Annotated in this window: 20 protein-coding genes and 1 pseudogene; 16 read left to right on the top strand and 5 right to left on the bottom strand. The window is 39.1% G+C overall.

Annotation, left to right across the window (positions count from 1 at the left end; all coding sequences use genetic code 11):
- The first annotated feature begins 3 nt into the window (after positions 1-3).
- Genes cybH through hydE form a run of 3 tightly spaced genes read left to right on the top strand, consistent with a single transcriptional unit; the run spans position 4 to position 2,766 of the window.
- The gene (cybH, locus tag QT76_RS05905; RefSeq protein WP_033616990.1) at positions 4-678 is read left to right on the top strand and encodes a Ni/Fe-hydrogenase, b-type cytochrome subunit; all 675 of its coding nucleotides are present in this window, start codon (positions 4-6) and stop codon (positions 676-678) included.
- On the top strand, positions 675-1,211 hold the full coding sequence (gene hydD / locus QT76_RS05900; protein WP_033601939.1) for a hydrogenase biosynthesis protein HydD: 537 nt from the start codon (positions 675-677) through the stop codon (positions 1,209-1,211). The genes cybH and hydD overlap by 4 nt, the downstream gene beginning before the upstream one ends.
- Before the next feature lies 1 nt (position 1,212).
- Positions 1,213-2,766, top strand: a complete 1,554-nt coding sequence (hydE, locus tag QT76_RS05895; protein WP_033616988.1) for a hydrogenase biosynthesis protein HydE — start codon at positions 1,213-1,215, stop codon at positions 2,764-2,766.
- 4 nt (positions 2,767-2,770) lie between these two features.
- Here the strand turns inward: hydE and QT76_RS05890 are convergent, their stop codons facing one another.
- On the bottom strand, positions 2,771-3,127 hold the full coding sequence (locus tag QT76_RS05890) for a hypothetical protein (protein ID WP_033616987.1): 357 nt from the start codon (positions 3,125-3,127) through the stop codon (positions 2,771-2,773).
- 74 nt (positions 3,128-3,201) lie between these two features.
- Positions 3,202-3,654: a hypothetical protein gene (locus QT76_RS05885; protein ID WP_033616986.1), complete on the bottom strand. Its 453-nt coding sequence runs from the start codon at positions 3,652-3,654 to the stop codon at positions 3,202-3,204.
- A gap of 180 nt (positions 3,655-3,834) precedes the next feature.
- Here QT76_RS05885 and oipA point away from each other — a divergent pair.
- Positions 3,835-4,762 (top strand): annotated as a pseudogene (gene oipA, locus QT76_RS05880) (outer inflammatory protein OipA).
- Between the two features lie 68 nt (positions 4,763-4,830).
- Here oipA and queC read toward each other — a convergent pair.
- A complete protein-coding gene (gene queC, locus QT76_RS05875) occupies positions 4,831-5,517 on the bottom strand; it encodes a 7-cyano-7-deazaguanine synthase QueC (protein ID WP_033616985.1) in 687 nt (228 codons plus the stop codon).
- Positions 5,518-5,579: 62 nt separating this feature from the next.
- Here queC and QT76_RS05870 point away from each other — a divergent pair, with 62 nt between their 5' ends.
- The 12 genes from QT76_RS05870 (at position 5,580) to QT76_RS05815 (ending at position 16,904) form a co-directional block, all read left to right on the top strand.
- Positions 5,580-6,788: a CCA tRNA nucleotidyltransferase gene (locus tag QT76_RS05870; protein WP_033616983.1), complete on the top strand. Its 1,209-nt coding sequence runs from the start codon at positions 5,580-5,582 to the stop codon at positions 6,786-6,788.
- 21 nt (positions 6,789-6,809) lie between these two features.
- Entirely contained in the window at positions 6,810-7,304 is a 495-nt protein-coding gene (locus tag QT76_RS05865) for an SRPBCC family protein (RefSeq protein ID WP_033616982.1), read from the top strand.
- A gap of 14 nt (positions 7,305-7,318) precedes the next feature.
- Positions 7,319-8,176, top strand: coding sequence for an NAD(P)-dependent oxidoreductase (locus QT76_RS05860; protein WP_033616981.1), 858 nt, complete (start codon positions 7,319-7,321; stop codon positions 8,174-8,176).
- A gap of 1 nt (position 8,177) precedes the next feature.
- Entirely contained in the window at positions 8,178-8,831 is a 654-nt protein-coding gene (gene frxA / locus QT76_RS05855) for an NAD(P)H-dependent flavin oxidoreductase FrxA (RefSeq protein WP_033616980.1), read from the top strand.
- Between the two features lie 165 nt (positions 8,832-8,996).
- A complete protein-coding gene (gene gltX / locus QT76_RS05850; protein WP_033616979.1) occupies positions 8,997-10,316 on the top strand; it encodes a glutamate--tRNA ligase in 1,320 nt (439 codons plus the stop codon).
- Positions 10,313-10,606 (top strand): YggT family protein, encoded by a 294-nt coding sequence (locus tag QT76_RS05845; RefSeq protein WP_033616978.1) that lies wholly within the window; start codon positions 10,313-10,315, stop codon positions 10,604-10,606. Before gltX ends, QT76_RS05845 begins: the two co-directional genes overlap by 4 nt.
- Before the next feature lie 8 nt (positions 10,607-10,614).
- Positions 10,615-12,297, top strand: a complete 1,683-nt coding sequence (locus tag QT76_RS05840) for a lytic transglycosylase domain-containing protein (protein WP_033616977.1) — start codon at positions 10,615-10,617, stop codon at positions 12,295-12,297.
- Positions 12,294-13,115 carry a UTP--glucose-1-phosphate uridylyltransferase GalU gene (galU, locus tag QT76_RS05835; protein WP_000591485.1) on the top strand — a complete coding sequence of 274 codons (822 nt, stop codon included), beginning with the start codon at positions 12,294-12,296 and terminating at the stop codon, positions 13,113-13,115. The genes QT76_RS05840 and galU overlap by 4 nt, the downstream gene beginning before the upstream one ends.
- An 11-nt stretch (positions 13,116-13,126) precedes the next feature.
- Complete coding sequence (locus QT76_RS05830) at positions 13,127-13,534, top strand: hypothetical protein (RefSeq protein WP_033616976.1); 408 nt, start codon at positions 13,127-13,129, stop codon at positions 13,532-13,534.
- Positions 13,535-13,536: 2 nt separating this feature from the next.
- The gene (gene murA, locus QT76_RS05825; RefSeq protein ID WP_033616975.1) at positions 13,537-14,805 is read left to right on the top strand and encodes a UDP-N-acetylglucosamine 1-carboxyvinyltransferase; all 1,269 of its coding nucleotides are present in this window, start codon (positions 13,537-13,539) and stop codon (positions 14,803-14,805) included.
- Between the two features lie 57 nt (positions 14,806-14,862).
- Positions 14,863-16,269 carry an aspartate ammonia-lyase gene (aspA, locus tag QT76_RS05820; protein ID WP_001217509.1) on the top strand — a complete coding sequence of 469 codons (1,407 nt, stop codon included), beginning with the start codon at positions 14,863-14,865 and terminating at the stop codon, positions 16,267-16,269.
- 44 nt (positions 16,270-16,313) lie between these two features.
- Complete coding sequence (locus tag QT76_RS05815; RefSeq protein WP_033616974.1) at positions 16,314-16,904, top strand: uracil-DNA glycosylase family protein; 591 nt, start codon at positions 16,314-16,316, stop codon at positions 16,902-16,904.
- An 8-nt stretch (positions 16,905-16,912) separates the two neighbouring features.
- Here QT76_RS05815 and QT76_RS05810 read toward each other — a convergent pair whose 3' ends face one another.
- Positions 16,913-18,175 carry a glycosyltransferase family 10 domain-containing protein gene (locus tag QT76_RS05810; RefSeq protein ID WP_033616973.1) on the bottom strand — a complete coding sequence of 421 codons (1,263 nt, stop codon included), beginning with the start codon at positions 18,173-18,175 and terminating at the stop codon, positions 16,913-16,915.
- A gap of 38 nt (positions 18,176-18,213) precedes the next feature.
- Positions 18,214-18,837: a phosphoserine phosphatase SerB gene (gene serB / locus QT76_RS05805; RefSeq protein WP_033616972.1), complete on the bottom strand. Its 624-nt coding sequence runs from the start codon at positions 18,835-18,837 to the stop codon at positions 18,214-18,216.
- Positions 18,838-18,844 lie beyond the last annotated feature (7 nt).

The raw sequence follows: 18,844 nt of genomic DNA, 5'->3' as shown, positions 1-18,844 counted from the left end.
CGCATGGATAAAATGAATAAGGTCGTTTTACACAAAGAGTATTCAGGTTTTGTGCGCTTTTTCCATTGGGTTAGGGCTTTGAGTATTTTTACTTTAATCGCTACAGGGTTTTACATCGCTTACCCTTTTTTGCAGCCTAATTCCAGCTTTTATAAAGGGGTGTATCTTTTACAAGCTTATGTGCGCTCTTTTCATGTCATGTTTGGGTTTTTGCTCATTAGCGCATTAATCTTTAGAACCTATCTTTTTTTCACTAAAGAAAGCTTGATGGAACGCAGGAGTTTCAGCCAACTTTTAAGCCCAAAAGCCTGGATCGATCAGATGAAAGCGTATTTTCTTATCAGCGGCAAAACCCACACTAAAGGATCGTATAACCCTATCCAACTCGTGGCTTATTCCACCTTGATTGTTTTAGTGGTGTTGATGAGTTTGAGCGGGATAGTGCTGTATTATAATGTCTATCATGCGGGGCTTGGGGCGTTTTTAGCAAGTGCTTTCAAGTGGTTTGAAGTGCTTTGTGGGGGGTTAGCGAATGTTCGTTTTATCCACCACTTAGCGACTTGGGGGTTTATTTTGTTTGTCCCTGTGCATGTTTATATGGTGTTTTTCCATTCTATCAGGTATGATAGTTCGGGGGCGGATTCTATGATTAATGGCTATGGTTATACCAAAGAATGAGTCAAAAAATCCTAATTTTAGGCATTGGCAATATCCTTTTTGGCGATGAAGGGATTGGGGTGCATCTAGCCCACTACCTCAAGAGGAATTTTTCTTTTTTTCCTAGCGTGGATATTGTAGATGGGGGGACTATGGCTCAGCAACTCATTCCCTTAATCACTTCGTATGAAAAGGTTTTGATTTTAGATTGCGTGAGCGCTAAAGGCGTTGAAATAGGATCGGTGTATGCTTTTGATTTTAAGGACGCTCCTAAAGAAATCACATGGGCTGGGAGCGCGCATGAAGTGGAAATGCTGCACACTTTAAGGCTTACAGAGTTTTTAGGGGATTTGCCTAAGACTTTTATCGTGGGGCTTGTGCCTTTTGTGATAGGGAGCGAGACCACTTTCAAGCTTTCAAACGAAATGTTAAACGCTTTAGAAACAGCTTTACAAGCCATAGAAACCCAACTAAAAGCATGGGGAGTGAGCATGCAACGCACCAATAATATTGCCCTAGATTGCATCGCTGAACTCTCTTATAAGGGTTTTTGAATTGGCGTTTGTTTTTCTTTTTAAATGCGTTGATGAAAAGACAAACTTGATTTTTACGCCCCTTTTAGAGCAAATGGCATTCAATTTAGAAGCTAGTTTTTATAGCGTTTATAAGGATAGTACGACTTCTTTCTACCTCCAAGCGAGTGCTGAGATTGCTTTAGAATTCGCGCAAAAACTCAGCGTTGTTTTACCCTTTTCTTTAGATTTTAGCTTTTTATCTTTAAATGAAGTAACAGAGCCTTTAGATGAAAATCTTTTCCAAACAACAAGCCTTTCAAAACCCCTTTTTATGAACGCTAAAGAGCATCAAGATTTTTTGGATAAAAATGCATCTTTGTATGCCAATCCTTCAGGTTTTGTTACCAACATGACTTTTAAGGGGGAAGCAATCCATAGCCCTAAAGAGCTTATAGATTGTTTAACGCAATTAAAAGAGATGTTCAAAACGCAAGATTTTATAACTATCCACACTTCTAGGGGGGCGTTATCCCTTTCTTTAAACAAGCCCTCTCAAAGCGTTATTTTTAGCGCTCTTTCTAGCGTTTTAACCTGCACTAAATTGCTTTTAGAGGACGCTAAATACTTGGCCAGTTTGGAAAAACCCTCTATCAAAGCCCCTTTAAAAAGCGTGTTTAAGGATATTTTTAAAAACGATGAAGTCATAGCCCAACTACCCTACGACCCTATATTAAATTTATTGTGCCATATTTTACAAGATGAGGGGATAGAATTTGTTTTTGCACATGAAAATAATTTTTGTGAAAATAATTCTTATGAAGCGCTTTTAAATTATGAAGCGCTTTTTAAAACCCCTAAGCGTTTGATCACACCCGCTAAAAACTTCGTGCTAGAAAACCATCTTTCAACCCTTCCTTTTAAAGATGAATTAGAGTTTTTAAGAGAAACCCCCAATTCTATCGTTCTATATCTTAGTTTCAAACGCCCTACAAGGTTGTTATTGCATGCTAATGGTTCTTTAAAAACGCTTTTAAGCATTAGTTTTGATTTCAATCAAATATTTAACCTCCTCAAACAAGATGAAAAAGCCTCCAGAATGCTACAAAACTACGCGGCTAAATTCCCTGATTTTTACGCGCGCATTGCAGAGCTTTCTCAATACAATCTAGGGGGCGCGAATTTATTGGATTTTTTTCGCATTTTAGGCTTTATTTTGGGGTGTAGCGAGGATTTTCATTCGCATAGCGTTATTTCTTTGGCTAAAGAATGCTTACGCCCTAAAGGCCCTAGGATTGATTATAAAATCCTTAAAGACGATTCTTTGAAAATGGCTTTAAACTTTTCAAAGATCATGCACAGCGCGATGAGTTTCAGGCTCGCGGGTGTGGAAAATGAAATTTTGAGTTTGGGGATTTTGGATTCTTTAGCGGAGTTTTTAGGGAATTTCATTTGGGATAACGCGCAAAATTTTAGCGTCCAAGAAGTAACGATCGCTGGGGATTTCTTTGGTGAAAAAGTGTTTTTGGATTTGTTTGTGCGGTATTTCCCTAAAACCCTCGCTCTTAAAACGCATTTGTTTTTGGATTATGAATAAGGGCTTAAAAGCGGATGTGCATCATCAGCCCGCCGTCCATGTATTGGGTTTTTTTGCTTTTAGTCCTTTCAAAATAAGGCCCAAAAGACAGGGCTTTATTGAAATTCACAATCGGCATGCTCACCCCTTCAGCGATATTGTTTTTAGCGAGTTGTTTGTAAAACTTTTTGTCGCTTTTTTTATGGCTTTTAAGCTTAGGGCTTTTTTCCAAATCTATGCCTTCTAAAGTGCTATTTTTAGTGAAATCATAAAGCTTTTTGCTACTTTTTTTGTCTTTTTTGGTTTCAGCTTCTAGATTGGTTGCAAAAACATTGTTACATATGACAAAGAATAAAAGGGATAATACTTTAATGATATTCATGGGATTTCCTTTATTTTTAAAGGATTATCCTAACATGTTAGTCGTAACGATTAGAAAACGCTAAAGCCACTCAATCAATAAAAAACATAAGGGAAGTATCCCGGTGCTCCATACCCATAAGGCCCATAAGGCATAAGACCTGACCCATAAGGCATGAAACCATAGGGCATGTAATAATAAGGCATGTAATAGCCTCCATACATGCCGTTTTGCATGGGCGAATTGAGGTTGTCCACTGAATTGTAAAAGCCGTTTAAAGAACCATAAGCGTTATAATTAGTGAAACGATTGATTAAAGGCGTGGTGTGCGCATCAATAGTGGCGTTTTCTTGCTGGATGGCGTTTTCTTCTCTGGCGACTTCTTGGGCTTTGGTTTCTTTAGGATCTTTAACTATCACTTCTTCTATAGGCACATTCGCCCCACAAGCGCTTAACAGATAGGCTAAAAAGCCGGTGTTTAAAAAAAGAACGATTTTAGAAAGATGAGCGGATTGGTTGGGTAAAAAAGTTTTATTGTTTTGATGCATGGGTTTTCCTAAATTTTAAAATAACTAAAGATTAACATGTTTTTGATTTAATGTTGGTTAAGCGGTGGTTTTTAGGGTTATTTCATTTTAACTTTGTTTTTCATTAAAACCCCATACTAAAATCTTATTTTATGATAAAATACCTAGCAATAATATCAAATCTTAAACCAAAGAAAAACCATGAAAAAAGCCCTCTTACTAACTCTCTCTCTCTCTCTCGTTTTGGCTCCACGCTGAAAGGAACGGATTTTATTTAGGTTTAAATTTTGCAGAAGGAAGCTATATTCAAGGACAAGGTAGCATCGGCGAAAAAGCTTCAGCAGAAAACGCCTTAAATCAAGCGATCAATAACGCAAAAAATTCATTATTCCCTACACAAAACACAAAAGCCATAAGAGATGCACAAAACGCCTTAAATGCAGTGAAAGATTCAAACAAAATCGCTAACCGATTCGCAGGAAATGGCGGGTCTGGCGGTATTTTCAATGAACTCAGCTTGGGGTATAAATATTTTTTGGGTAAAAAAAGGATTATAGGGTTTAGGCACTCTCTTTTTTTCGGTTACCAACTTGGTGGCGTTGGTTCTGTTCCTGGCAGCGGTTTAATAGCTTTTTTACCCTATGGTTTCAATACGGATTTGCTCATTAATTGGACCAACGATAAGCGAGCGTCCCAAGAATACGTTGAACGAAGGGTAAAAGGGCTCTCTATATTTTACAAAGATATGACCGGCAGAACGCTAGACGCTGATACATTAAAAAGAGCGTCAAGGCACATAATCAGAAAATCTTCAGGGCTTGTGATTGGCATGGATATAGGGGCTAGCACTTGGTTTGCAAGCAACAATCTCACCCCTTTTAATCAAGTCAAGAGCCGCACGATTTTTCAGTTACAAGGGAAATTTGGCGTTCGTTGGAGTAGTGATGAATACGATATTGATCGCTATGGCGATGAAAACTATCTTGGGGGTTCTAGTGTTGAATTAGGGGTTAAAGTGCCAGCGTTTAAAGTCAATTATTATAGCGATGATTATGGGGATAAATTGGATTATAAAAGAGTGGTGAGCGTTTATCTCAACTATACATATACTTTTAGACGCAAACATTAAAAACACGCTTTTTACCGCTCTTTGATTGTTTGTCTTAAAAAACGCTTTTGAGTGTTTTTACCAACGCTTTATTGAAACAAAGCCTTAGCTTGAAACTCTTCAAAGCCTTTTTTTCTCAATTGGCATGCCGGGCATTTATCGCAACCATAGCCATAGGCATGCAAAATCTTTCGCTCTCCTTGATAGCAGGTGTGCGTTTCTTTGATGATCAAATCTAAAGCCCCTAAATCTTTAGCCATTTGAAATTCTTGTGCTTTATTTAAAAACATTAAAGGCGTTATAATTTTAATCGCCGTGTTTGATCCTAAATTTAGGGCATGCTCGATGCTTTTAATAAAATCTTCTTTACAATCCGGATAGCCGCTAAAATCCGCTTGCGAAACCCCTAAAGCGATATTGCTAGCCCCTAGTTTTTGCGCGTAAGAATGCAAAAGGGTGATAAAAATAGCGTTACGATTAGGCACAAAAGAATTGGGTAAATCTTTATTTTGCGCATGCGAATGCCCCATTAAATCGTTAGAGTTTTTAAAAAGCGCAGAACGGGTGATATTCTCTAAAAAATCTAATGAGATGATTTCATAAGGGAGTTGTAAAAGAGAAGCGATTTTTTGAGCGCATTCTAATTCCACAGAGTGTTTTTGCGCGTAATCAAACCCCACTAAACAGACTTTTTTAAAACGCTTTTTCGCCCATACGGCTAAAGTGGTGCTGTCTTGCCCGCCGCTAAAACTGATCACGCAAATTTCTTGTTCCATCAAAATTCCTTAAAAATTCTAAAAAGATATAATAACACAAAGAAATTTTAAGAGTAAAAAGCGTGTTTGAGCTAGAAAAAGAATTAAAAGAATTGTTTGACATTTATGAAAAATCCCCTTATGAGCTTTACTTGGTAGGGGGGTGCGTGCGCGATTGTTTGATGGGCATTACCCCAAAAGATTACGATTTAACCTCAAACGCTTTAGTCAATGAAAGCAAAGAGCTTCTTTTAAAGCGCCATTTTAGGGTGCTAGAAACCGGTATCAAACATGGCACGATCACGGCTCTTAAAAACCATCAAAGCTATGAAATCACAACTTTTAGAATGGAAAAAGGGCATATCAAACACCGAAAGCCTAAAGAATTGGTTTTTAGCGCTCATTTAACAGATGATTTAAAGCGGCGTGATTTTAGCATGAATGCGATCGCTTATAGCCCTACAAAAGGGCTGATTGATCCCTTTAAAGGGCAAAATGCGATTGAAAATCAAACGATTGAATGCGTGGGGGGAGCGCGATTAAGGTTTTTTGAAGACGCTTTAAGGATTTTAAGAGCGTTGCGATTTAGCGCGACTTTAGGCTTTAAGATAGCACCAAGCACTAAAGAAGCGGTTTTTGCGTGTAAGGATTTGTTAAAACACCTCTCCAAAGAGCGCTTACAAAGTGAATTGAATAAGCTTCTTATGGGGAAAAACGCCTATGAAGTGGCTAAAGAATATCAAGAAATTTTAGAGTTGGTTATTCAAGAGAAAATAGAAAATTTAGGGTTTTTAAAAAACGCGCCTTTGAATCTAGAATTAAGATTATTGGGTTTTTTTAAGCATCAAAAAAGTTTAGAAAATCTACGCTACCCTAAAAAAACATGTGTTTTATTTACTCAAGCTAAAGAATGCCATAAAGCTTTTTTAAACATTCATAACAAAACAGAATTAAAATTTTTATTAAAAAACTACGATTTAGAGCCTTTTAATTTGGCTTTAGATTTTTATGCGCTCAAAAACCCCAAACACGCTTTAAAAATCAAAAGCTTGTTAAAAGAAATCTTTGATTCTAACGAGCCTTTTAAAAAAGAACACCTAGCCCTTAAGGGCGGCGCGCTTCAAAGCTTGGGTTATCAGCACCAAAAAATCGGCGAAATTTTAAACGCATGCTTAAATTTAGTCATTGAAAATCCCAAAAACAACGCTTTAGAATGGCTGATTGAATGGGTTAAAGATCATTATTTACCTAATGATGCTATAAATCTTTCGCCAATAGGCAGAAAAAATTAAAAACAGAGAAAACATGATAAGATGAATGCGATTCAATGGCCTAAGAAATGGGTTCCAGGAGAGACTGATAATTTTGTGTCCAATGAAGTCATTGTCAAAGGTTTGGATTTTAATAAAGTGGTGCAACACTTAAGAGACGCGTCTTGTTGGGAAAAGTATTACAAAAATTCAGGGAATATCCACATGCATAATCAAGACAATACCATTCTTAAAGACAAGACTCGTTTCCGCTTTGAAACTTTTGGCTTTTTAGTGGAGGCACAGGTGGAAGAGTTTGAATTGAAAGACACTATACTGCGTTTAGCTTGGAGAGGTTGGAATGAAGCTAAAGGCGATGAGTATCTTGAAGCCTATCACGCATGGATTGTTGAAAAATTAGATAATGATCGTGTGCGTATTTTAACCCAAGAAACTCAGTTAGGAGTCCCTGCTAAAGCTTTAGCGAAATCTGTGCCTAATGCGATGCTAAATGGCCATCAAGCTTGGTTAGATGGTTTAGTGGCGTATTCACGCTAATAAGTGAGGATTGAATGAAAATCGGATGGATTGGACTAGGGGCTATGGGGACTCCTATGGTGGCTCGTTTGTGCGATGCAAATTTAGAAGTGTCGGTTTATAACCGAACAGAGAGCAAAGCAACCCCTTTAAAGGAAAAAGGCGTAGCGGTTTATACTAGCCCCATAGATTTAGCCGCTAAAGTTGATCTGATTTTTATCATGCTTTCGGATAAAACGGCGATTGATGCTGTTTTAGTGCCAGAATTTTGGGAACAGATGTCTGAAAAAATCGTGGTGAATATGAGTACCATCGCCCCTTTGGAAAGCTTGGATTTAGAAAAAACCGCTCAAAAGCATCAAGTAACTTACCTTGAAGCACCCGTTTCAGGATCACTTGGCGCGGCTAAAGCCGGGGCGTTATTGATTTTAGCAGCAGGTGAAAAAGAAGTAATCACTCAACTCAAACCTGTTTTGGCGCATTTAGGGAGTCAGATTTTTTATTTGGGTAAGATTGGTCAAGGGGCAGGGGCTAAATTATCCATCAATAGCCTTTTAGCTCAAATGGGGGTTGCTTATTCAGAAGCTTTGCTGTTAGCCAAACATTTAGGGGTTGATGCAGAGTTGTTTTTGCAAATTATTGGCCAATCTGGCATGAATTCGCCTCTCTTTCAAGCTAAAAAAGGCATGTGGTTACAAGATAGCTATCCGGCCGCTTTCAGCTTGAAACTCATGTTCAAAGACATTCGTTTAGCTAACAATGAAGCAGGAGAGGCGATTGAATTGCCATTCTTATTCAAGGCGCAAGAACTTTATTCTCAAGCGGAAAAATCCGGTTTGGGCGAAATGGATATGGCAGCCGTTTATCATTATTTAGAAAAAGGAGATCATTAAAATGGACAGAGAACAAGTGGTTGCTTTACAGCACCAACGATTTGCTGCAAAAAAATACGATCCTAATCGTCGTATTTCCCAAAAGGATTGTGAAGCTTTGGTTGAAGTGGGGAGATTAGCCCCTTCTTCAATCGGGCTTGAACCATGGAAAATGCTTTTATTGAAAAATGAACGCATGAAAGAAGATTTAAAACCGATGGCCTGGGGGGCACTTTTTGGTTTAGAGGGAGCGAGCCATTTTGTCATTTATCTTGCGCGAAAAGGCGTTACTTATGATAGCGATTATGTTAAGAAAGTGATGCATGAGGTTAAAAAAAGGGATTATGACACTAATTCTAGGTTCGCTCAAATCATCAAAAATTTCCAAGAGAACGATATGAAACTCAATAGCGAACGATCTTTGTTTGATTGGGCTAGCAAGCAGACTTATATCCAAATGGCGAACATGATGATGGCAGCGGCCATGTTAGGGATTGATTCTTGCCCGATTGAAGGGTATGATCAAGAAAAAGTGGAGGCTTATTTAGAGGAAAAAGGCTATCTGAACACGGCGGAATTTGGCGTGTCGGTAATGGCTTGTTTTGGTTATCGCAACCAAGAAATCACCCCTAAAACCCGCTGGAAGACAGAAGTTATTTATGAAGTGATTGAATAAAAAACGCTTTTAGCTTTTTGATAACCAACCATAGAGAGCTTGGCGTTAGCCAAGCACTAATCTCTTAAATGATGCCCATTCATGTTTGATAAAAACAGAACTACCACAGCATAATTAAGTATTCTTTAGGTATAATTAAAAACTATTTTTAAATAAAGGGTTTTTATGCTTCGTTTTGCGCCTTCGCCTACAGGGGATATGCACATAGGGAATTTAAGGGCAGCCATTTTTAACTACATTGTGGCTAAACAGCAACACAAACCCTTTCTCATTCGCATTGAAGACACGGACAAAGAGCGCAACATTGAAGGCAAAGACCAAGAGATTTTAGAGATTTTAAAGCTTATGGGGGTAAGTTGGGACAAGCTCGTGTATCAAAGCCATAATATAGAGTATCACAGAGAAATGGCAGAAAAATTACTGAAAGAAAATAAAGCGTTTTATTGTTATGCGAGCGCAGAGTTTTTAGAAAGAGAAAAAGAAAAAGCCAAAAATGAAAAACGCCCTTTCAGGTATTTAGACGAGTGGGCCACTTTAGAAAAAGACAAGCACCATGCCCCTGTGGTGCGTTTAAAAACCCCAAATCATGCGGTGTCTTTCAACGATGCGATTAAAAAAGAAGTGGAATTTGATCCTGATGAATTGGATTCTTTTGTGCTTTTGAGACAGGATAAAAGCCCGACTTATAATTTCGCTTGTGCATGCGATGATTTGCTTTATAAAATCAGTCTGATCATTAGAGGCGAAGATCATGTGAGTAACACCCCTAAACAAATCTTAATCCAGCAAGCTTTAGGCTCAAACGATCCGATTGTTTATGCGCATTTGCCTATTATTTTAGATGAAATAAGCGGTAAAAAGATGAGCAAAAGAGACGAAGCGTCCAGCGTGAAATGGCTTTTGAATCAAGGGTTTTTGCCGGTTGCGATTGCAAATTACCTCATCACTATCGGTAATAAAGTGCCTAAGGAAGTTTTTAGCCTTGATGAAGCGATAGAATGGTTTAGTTTAGAAAATCTTTCCAGTTCCCCGGCTCATTTTAATTTAAAATATTTAAAACACTTAAACCACGAGCATTTAAAGCTTTTAGACGATAAAAAGTTATTAGAACTCACTTCAATAAAGGATAAAAATCTCCTAGGGCTTTTAAGATTGTTTATAGAAGAATGCGGCACACTTTTAGAATTGAAAGAAAAAATTTCGTTGTTTTTAGAGCCAAAGGATATTGTTAAAACTTACGAAAATGAAGATTTTAAAGAGCGTTGTTTAGCGCTTTTTAACGCTCTAAAAAGCATGGATTTTCAAGCGTATAAGGATTTTGAAAGTTTTAAAAAAGAAGCCATGCGATTAAGCCAGCTTAAGGGTAAGGATTTTTTCAAACCTTTGCGCATTCTTTTAACCGGGAACTCGCATGGCGTTGAATTGCCTTTGATTTTCCCCTATATCCAAAGCCATCATCAAGAAGTTTTAAGGCTCAAAGCATGATTTTTTCTACCCTTATTAATGCGGTAGCGGTGATTTTAAGCGCGCTTCTTACGATTTATATGTGGGTGGTGATCATTTATGTGCTTATCAGCTTCGTGCAGCCTAACCCCAATAACCCCATCATGCAAATCCTCGCTCGCTTGTGTGAGCCGGTGTTTTATTTTTTACGCTCTAGATTCAAGCTGGTGTTTAACGGGTTGGATTTCGCTCCTTTAGTGGTGGTCATCGTGTTGAAATTTTTGGATTTAACTCTCATCCAATGGCTTTTTATGCTCGCCAAAAGTCTTTAAAGGAAATCATGCGTTTTTTTATTTTATTTTTTATCGGTGCACTTGGCGTTAGTTTTTCTCAAACCGAGTTCAATTTAAAAGATTTAGAAAAAAAGCCCGCCGGGATCGTTAGGGATTATTATTTATGGCGTTATATTAGCGATAAAAAAACCACTTTAGAAAACGCTAAAAAAGCCTATGAATTGACCCAAAATAAAAACAACGCCCTACAAAAGGCCATGCAAGAAAAAGGCTCAGACAATTCAGAAAAAAACCCTGATGTTAAATTGCCTGAAGATATTTATTGCAAACAAATTACCCTAGAAAGCATGTTAGAAACAACAGACACTTTCCAAGCAAGCTGTATCGCTATCGCTTTAAAATCAAAAATCAAAGATTTTGATAAAATCCCCCTTCAAACCCTTAAGCCCTTACAAGAAAAAATCAAAGAGGCTTACCCCGTTCTTTATGAAGAATTAGAAATCTTGCAAAGTAAGCATGTGAGTGCTTCTTTGTTCAAGGCTAACGCGCAAGTGTTTAGCGCGCTTTTCAATCATTTGAGTTATGAAAAAAAGCTCCAAATTTTTGAAGAGCATATCCCCATTAAAGAGTTAAACCGCCTTTTAGATGAAGATTACCCGGCGTTTAACCGCTTGATCTATCAGGTTATCTTAGATCCTAAATTGGATCATTTTAAAGACGCTCTGGCTAAAAGTAACGCTACCCACAGCAACGCACAAACCTTTTTTATTCTAGGGATCAATGAAATCTTGCGCAAAAAACCCTCTAAAGCGCTCAAGTATTTTGAACGATCAGAAGCGGTGGTTAAAGATGATGATTTTTCAAAAGACAGAGCGATTTTTTGGCAGTATTTAGTCTCTAAAAAGAAAAAAACTTTGGAACGCCTTTCACAAAGCCCAGCTTTAAACCTCTATAGTCTTTATGCGAGCCGCAAATTAAAAACCACGCCAAGTTACCGCATCATTTCTCACATCCAGAATTTAAGTCAAGAAGACCCTCCTTTTAACACTTACGATCCTTTTTCGTGGCAAATTTTTAAGGAAAAAACCTTGAGTTTGAAAGATGAGGGCGCGTTTAATGCGATGCTAAAAAGCTTGTATTATGAAAAAAGCACTCCTGAATTGACCTATCTTTTAAGCCAACGCAATAAAGACAAGATTTATTATTATTTATCCCCTTATGAGGGCATTATTGAGTGGCAAAATACAGATGAAAGGGCTATGGCGTATGCGATCGCTAGGCAAGAAAGTTTCTTGCTCCCGGCTTTAATCTCTCGCTCCTTTGCTCTAGGGCTTATGCAAATCATGCCCTTTAATGTAGGGCCTTTCGCTAAAAGCCTTGGCATGGATAATGTTGATCTAAACGACATGTTTAACCCCAATATCGCCCTCAAATTTGGCAATTACTACTTGAATTATTTGAAAAAAGAATTCAACCACCCCCTTTTTGTCGCCTACGCTTATAACGCTGGGCCTGGGTTTTTAAGGAGGTGGTTAGAAAGCTCCAAACGATTCAAAGAAAAAAATCATTTTGAGCCATGGCTTAGCATGGAGCTTATGCCTTATAGCGAGACTCGCATGTATGGCTTTAGGGTCATGCTCAATTACTTGATTTATCAAGAAATTTTTGGGAATTTCATCCCTATTGATGGATTTTTAGAACAAACTCTTAACTCAAAGGACAAACCATGATTAAAAAATGCCTTTTTCCTGCCGCTGGCTATGGCACGCGCTTTTTGCCGATCACTAAAACCATTCCTAAAGAAATGCTGCCCATTGTGGATAAGCCTTTAATCCAATACGCTGTGGAAGAAGCGATGGAAGCGGGCTGTGAAGTGATGGCGATCGTTACAGGAAGGAATAAACGAAGCTTAGAAGATTATTTTGACACGAGCTATGAAATAGAGCATCAAATCCAAGGCACTAACAAAGAAAACGCTTTAAAAAGCATTCGTAACATTATAGAAAAATGCTGTTTTTCCTATGTGCGCCAAAAGCAAATGAAAGGCTTAGGGCATGCGATTTTAACCGGAGAAGCCCTCATAGGCAATGAGCCTTTTGCGGTGATTTTAGCCGATGACTTATGCATAAGCCACGATCACCCAAGCGTATTAAAGCAAATGACTTCATTGTATCAAAAATACCAATGCTCCATTGTAGCCATTGAAGAAGTGGCGCTAGAAGAAGTTTCAAAATACGGCGTGATCAGGGGCGAATGGTTAGAAGAGGGGGTGTATGAGATTAAAGACATGGTGGAAAAACCAAGCCAAGAAGACGCCCCAAGCAATCTGGCCGTGATAGGGCGCTACATTTTAACCCCGGATATTTTTGAAATTTTAAGCGAGACGAAACCGGGTAAAAACAATGAAATCCAAATCACAGACGCTTTACTCACTCAAGCCAAAAGAAAGCGGATCATCGCTTACCAATTCAAGGGCAAACGATACGATTGCGGGAGCGTGGAAGGCTATATTGAAGCGAGTAACGCTTATTATAAAAAACGCTTATAAATCTTATCAACATGGGCAATTTGACTTATTACGCTTACATGTATTTGATCCTCTCTGTATGCTTACTCCCTGTGTTATTAATGGGGCTTGTTTGGAGGCTTACTCGCCCCCCCTTAAAGCAAAATATTCCTAATAAAAGCCTCTCTTTAGAAGATTTGAGCGCGCAAATCAAAAACCTTAAAAACGCACAAGCCTTAGAAAAACTTAAAAACAGCTTCAATGAGCGTTTTAAAATTTGCCCCAAAGATAAAGAAACTCTGTGGTTAGAAACGATCCAAAATTTAGTCGCTTCAGAATTTTTTGAATTAGAAGACGCTATCAATTTTGGGCAAGAATTAGAAAACGCTAACCCTAATTACCAACAAAAAATCGCTAACGCTACCGGCTTAGCCCTTAAGAATAAAAAAGAAAAAGGATAGAATTGGATTTTTTAGAGATTGTAGGACAAGTCCCTTTAAAAGGGGGGGTAGAAATTTCTGGGGCGAAAAATTCCGCACTCCCCATTTTAGCCGCCACGCTTTTAAGCCAACAAGAAGTCAAAATCAAATCCTTGCCCCAAGTGGTGGATATAAAGGCGATGGCGTTATTGTTGCAAAATTTAGGTGCAAGCTTAGAATGGCTTAACCCACACACGCTTCAAATCAGCACTAAATCCCTGTGCCACACCGAAGCCACTTACGATTTGGTGCGTAAAATGCGCGCTTCTATTTTGGTTTTAGGCCCTTTATTAGCGCGTTTTAAAGAATGTTTGGTGAGTTTGCCCGGTGGGTGCGCTATAGGAGCAAGGCCAGTAGATTTGCACTTAAAAGCGATGCAACAATTAGGGGCTGAAATCAAAATTGAGCAAGGCTATATCCATGCAAAAGCCCCTAAAGGCTTGAAAGGGAATGATATTTTATTTGATAAAATCAGCGTTACAGGCACAGAAAACGCCCTCATGGCAGCCAGTCTTGCTAAAGGGATCACGCGCATCATTAACGCTGCTAAAGAGCCAGAAATCACTCAATTGTGCGCGTTTTTGCAGAGTGGGGGGGTAGAAATTGAGGGTGTTGGCAGCAGCGAGTTAAAGATTAGGGGGGTAGAAAGCGATGCTTTAAATCTAAAAGACATTCAAATCATACCCGATAGGATTGAAGCAGGCACTTATTTGTGCGTGGGGGCTATCACTAACAGCCAGCTTAAAATCAATCGTATCATCCCTAACCATCTTCAAGCGATCACGGATAAGCTTATAGAAATTGGTTTTTCGCTAGATATTCAAGAAAATTCTATAGAAATTCATCCGGCCAAAAAACGACAAGCCTTTGAAATCACCACGAAAGAATACCCGGGCTTTCCTACAGACATGCAAGCGCAATTCATGGCGTTAGCCACGCAGTGTTTGGGGACGAGCGTGATTGAAGAAACGCTTTTTGAAAACCGCTTCATGCATGCGAGCGAATTGCAACGCTTGGGGGCTAATATCAGCCTGAAAACGAATGTGGCTACCATTAGCGGATCCACAGAGCTTACCGGGAGCGATGTGATGGCGACCGATTTAAGGGCCTCTTCGGCTCTCATTTTAGCCGCTTTAGTGGCTAAGGGCGTGAGTAGGGTGCATAGGATTTACCACTTGGATAGGGGTTATGAGAGATTAGAGGATAAAATCAACGCCTTAGGGGCAAAAGTTGCGCGCTTAAAAGAAAAATAATCCAAGATTTGGTTACAATAGCTAGAATATTTTTCAATTATTACACAAGGAGCTTTTATGCGTATTGAGCATGATTTCATTGGGCAAATGGAAATTAGCGATGAAGTTTATTACGGGATTCAAACTTTAAGAGCGAGTGAAAATTTTTTCATTACCAACGACAAGCTTTGCAGTTATCCTGTTTTTATCAAATCTTTCGCTCAAGTCAAAAAAGCGGCTGCTTTAGCGAACGCGCAATTAGGCTTGATTGATGAAAAGCTTAAAATTGCGATTTGCCATGCGTGCGATTTGTTGGTTGATGGCAAATACCATGATCAATTCATTGTGGATATGATTCAAGGGGGGGCTGGCACAAGCACGAACATGAACATGAATGAAGTGATTGCTAATTTGGCTTTAGAATACATGGGGCATCAAAAGGGCGAGTATCAATTTTGCCACCCAAACGACCATGTCAACCGCTCTCAATCCACTAATGACGCCTATCCTAGCGCGTTAAAAATCGCTATTTATGAGCGCTTGAGTAATTTAGTCGCTCCCATGAAGGCTTTAAGGGACGCTTTTGCTCAAAAAGCTAAGGAATTTTCCCATGTGATTAAAATGGGGCGCACCCAGCTTCAAGACGCTGTGCCTATGACTTTAGGCCAAGAGTTTGAAACTTATGCGTTGATGGTTGATAGGGATATTGAGCAGGTTTTAGACGCTAGGAATTGGGTAAGAGAGCTTAATTTAGGCGGAACGGCTATTGGCACAGGGATCAATTCGCACCCGGATTATCGCAGTTTGATTGAAAAGAAAATCCAAGAAGTAACGGGCCGACCCTTTGTCATGGCTAATAATTTGATAGAAGCCACTCAAAGCACGGGAGCGTATGTGCAAGTGAGTGGGGTGTTAAAGCGTATTGCAGTGAAACTCTCTAAAGTCTGTAACGATCTCAGGTTGCTTAGTTCAGGCCCTAGAGCCGGGTTGAATGAAATCAATTTGCCTAAAATGCAGCCGGGCAGCTCTATCATGCCCGGTAAAGTCAATCCGGTGATCCCTGAAGTGGTCAATCAGGTGTGCTTTGCGGTGATTGGGAACGATTTGAGCGTGGCGTTAGCCGCAGAAGGTGGGCAATTGCAACTCAATGTGTTTGAGCCGGTTATCGCTTACAAGCTTTTCCATTCCTTTGTGATTTTAGGGCGTGCGATTGAAACCTTAACGACTAAATGCGTGGAAGGCATCACGGCTAATGAAAAGATTTGCCACGATTATGTCTTTAACAGCATTGGCATTGTTACCGCGCTAAATCCGCATATCGGCTATGAAAAATCCGCTATGATCGCCAAAGAAGCCTTAAAAAGCGATCGTTCTATCTATGACATCGCTTTAGAAAAGAAAATCTTAACTAAAGAGCAACTGGACGATATTTTCAAGCCAGAAAACATGCTAAGCCCTCACGCTTTCAAAAAGCATAAAGACTGAACGCTTTGCAATACTCACGCCTTCAAACTTTACGCTCCCTTTATATGGAGCGTCTTTTGGGCGAAACTTACACCAATACCAACCTTACCAAGCCCCAAAATAAGCCCCTTAACAAACAAGTTCATGAGGGTATAGAAAATTGCAATCTGTGCAAACGCCACCAACATTCAAAACCGGTGATCGGGCTTTTTAACCCCAATTCCAAGCTCGCTTTCATCACGCTAACCCCCATGCTGGATAGCCAATTACATTTCTTAAACAATTTAAAAGCGGCCATGTTAGAGAGCATTATCCAAAAGGTTTTTAACTACCCCTTAAAAGATTGCAGTATTTTATCGCTCCTTAAATGCGACTCTAACAGCCTTAATTTAGAAGAAGAAATCAACGCATGCCTATTTCATTTAACCTGGCAATTAGACAACAGCGCTTCAAAAGTCATTGTGGTATTTGGCGAGATTTTGCCCAAACGCCTTTTAAACCTTTCTAAAGAAGAAGCTTTTGGGCGCATCGTGTCTTTAAAAACAAAACATTTTTTAAGCACCCATGCTTTAGAGGACATGCTCAAAAACCCTACGCTCAAAAAAGAAGCGTTAGCACATTTTAAAATAGCGCTCCAATTTCTTAATCAGTCTTAAAATGCACCTTACTTTTTAACCCATCTCCTTATGGCGCGCAACAAAGGTAAGGATTTTTGGTAAGCTTTGCGATAGATTTTAAAAGTGGTGTTTTGAGAGAGTTCCAATAAAGGCGAAGCGTTTTGTAAAAGGCGATCGTAATCGGCTCTCAAATCATCATAATTAACCCTCAAATCATCAATAGATGCTAACGGCTCATTCAAATCACGATAGAAAATGAAAGGGTTATCGTGATAAATCGTGTCGTTTTCTAAAATCGTTTTAAAAAAATCTAGAATTTTTTTAAAACTCAAATCTTGGTAAAAGTAAGCTTTCCCATCAAGGGTGTTTAAAGGGTTTTCATAGAGCATGTCTAAATAAGCGTTTGGGTGCGTGTGCAAGTATCTAATATAATCAATCGCTTCATCAAAATCTTTAAAATCACAAACGTTTACAAAACTCTTAGGGTTAAAGTCTTTCGCCACGCTAGGACTCCCCCAATAAATAGGAATGGTGTGGCTAAAGTAAGCGTCAATGATCTTTTCAGTTACATAGCCATAGCCTTGAGTGTTTTCAAAACACAGATTGAATTTGTATTGGCTTAAAAATTCGTTTTTGTTTTTGACGTTATAGCCTAAAGTGTTTTTCACGCTCCCTCCCCCAGTAACTGGCTCAATAGAATTTAAAGCGTCATAGAAAGCGTTCCTTATAGGGGCGTTAGGGTTGCTTGCGACAAAGCTCGCAAACCCTCTTTTCAAAGGATCGCTCTCATCATTCACTACTGCGCATAAATTGGGGTGGTTTTCTTTAAAATGATGGGAGGGTTTTTTTAAAGCATAAAGGCTGTCAGATTTGAGTTTGTAGGGCGCGGTGGTGTCATTCACGCTCTCGGCTTTGTAATGCAAACTGGCATAATATAAAGGCATTCTCAAATAACGATCATTAAAATCCAATTCATCAAAGCCTATGGCGTAATCAAAGAGGTTGAAATTAGGGACTTCGTTTTCACCAGTGTAAAACACCCTTTTAGCGTTTTGATAGGATAGGATTTTTCTGGCCGATCCAAGGGGGTTACCAAAGACGATGTCCGCAGGTTTATCAGGGTTTCGGTGTAAAGTGATTGTGTAATGCTGGCTTAAAATGAAATGTAAAATAAATTTTTTTCTAAACCCTTTGCTTTCTCTTTTATCCAAAGGCCACCAATTCGCTAGGGTTATATTTAATGGGGGCTTATAATCGGTTTCATCTAAACGGGTGCTGTCTGTATAAGCGTCTAATAGGGGCTGGAACATGGTTATCCTTTAAAAGGAGTATTTTACAAAAAAATTTTTTAAATCAAAGGCTTGATTAGGGCTAAATCAGGCTCATTGATGCAATGTGTGGCGTGCTGTTTTAAAACCTCTTTAGAGTTGAAAGCGATTTTAATATGGGCATGTTTGAACATGCTCAAGTCATTCGCCCCATCGCCCACGACTAAAGTGCGATCTTTACTGATATTTAATAAGCGTTGTAAGGCGAGGAGCATTTCGCCCTTAGAATGCGAAAACATCATATGCCCAGTAACCAAGCCGTTTAAGGCGTCATTTTCCACGATCAGCGTGTTACTGAAAGCTGCATCTAAATGCAATAAATCCCTGTAATGATTGGTCGCTAGATCAAAGCCCCCACTAAAGCAAACCACCTTGTAATTTTTCTCTTTTAAAGCGTTAATGAGATCAAACGCCCCCTCAAACAAAGGCAGACTTTCACAAACTTCTTTGGCTAGTTTTAAGGGCATGTTTTTGAGTTTAGAAACCCTTAAAATAAGACTTTTATGAAAATCTGTTTCGCCATTCATAGCTTTCAAAGTGATCTTTTCCACTTCATCAAACACCCCCCACGCCCTCGCTAAAGACTCAATCGTCTCAGCATTGACTAGCGTGGAGTCAAAATCAAAAACGGCCAGTTTTTGCACTCAATGA

It is taken from the genome of Helicobacter pylori SA37A (assembly GCF_000476015.1).
Lineage (GTDB): Bacteria > Campylobacterota > Campylobacteria > Campylobacterales > Helicobacteraceae > Helicobacter > Helicobacter pylori_DB.
This window is presented reverse-complemented; position numbering and strand designations above follow the sequence as displayed.

Coding starts and splice junctions, on each gene's coding strand:
- aspA (WP_001217509.1), top strand. CDS start 14,863: ATGCGTATTGAGCATGATTTCATTGGGCAAATGGAAATTAGCGATGAA.
- QT76_RS05860 (WP_033616981.1), top strand. CDS start 7,319: ATGAAAATCGGATGGATTGGACTAGGGGCTATGGGGACTCCTATGGTG.
- QT76_RS05865 (WP_033616982.1), top strand. CDS start 6,810: ATGAATGCGATTCAATGGCCTAAGAAATGGGTTCCAGGAGAGACTGAT.
- QT76_RS05890 (WP_033616987.1), bottom strand. CDS start 3,127: ATGAATATCATTAAAGTATTATCCCTTTTATTCTTTGTCATATGTAAC.
- frxA (WP_033616980.1), top strand. CDS start 8,178: ATGGACAGAGAACAAGTGGTTGCTTTACAGCACCAACGATTTGCTGCA.
- QT76_RS05845 (WP_033616978.1), top strand. CDS start 10,313: ATGATTTTTTCTACCCTTATTAATGCGGTAGCGGTGATTTTAAGCGCG.
- hydD (WP_033601939.1), top strand. CDS start 675: ATGAGTCAAAAAATCCTAATTTTAGGCATTGGCAATATCCTTTTTGGC.
- QT76_RS05885 (WP_033616986.1), bottom strand. CDS start 3,654: ATGCATCAAAACAATAAAACTTTTTTACCCAACCAATCCGCTCATCTT.
- QT76_RS05815 (WP_033616974.1), top strand. CDS start 16,314: ATGGAGCGTCTTTTGGGCGAAACTTACACCAATACCAACCTTACCAAG.
- gltX (WP_033616979.1), top strand. CDS start 8,997: ATGCTTCGTTTTGCGCCTTCGCCTACAGGGGATATGCACATAGGGAAT.
- QT76_RS05810 (WP_033616973.1), bottom strand. CDS start 18,175: ATGTTCCAGCCCCTATTAGACGCTTATACAGACAGCACCCGTTTAGAT.
- QT76_RS05840 (WP_033616977.1), top strand. CDS start 10,615: ATGCGTTTTTTTATTTTATTTTTTATCGGTGCACTTGGCGTTAGTTTT.
- cybH (WP_033616990.1), top strand. CDS start 4: ATGGATAAAATGAATAAGGTCGTTTTACACAAAGAGTATTCAGGTTTT.
- queC (WP_033616985.1), bottom strand. CDS start 5,517: ATGGAACAAGAAATTTGCGTGATCAGTTTTAGCGGCGGGCAAGACAGC.
- QT76_RS05830 (WP_033616976.1), top strand. CDS start 13,127: ATGGGCAATTTGACTTATTACGCTTACATGTATTTGATCCTCTCTGTA.
- galU (WP_000591485.1), top strand. CDS start 12,294: ATGATTAAAAAATGCCTTTTTCCTGCCGCTGGCTATGGCACGCGCTTT.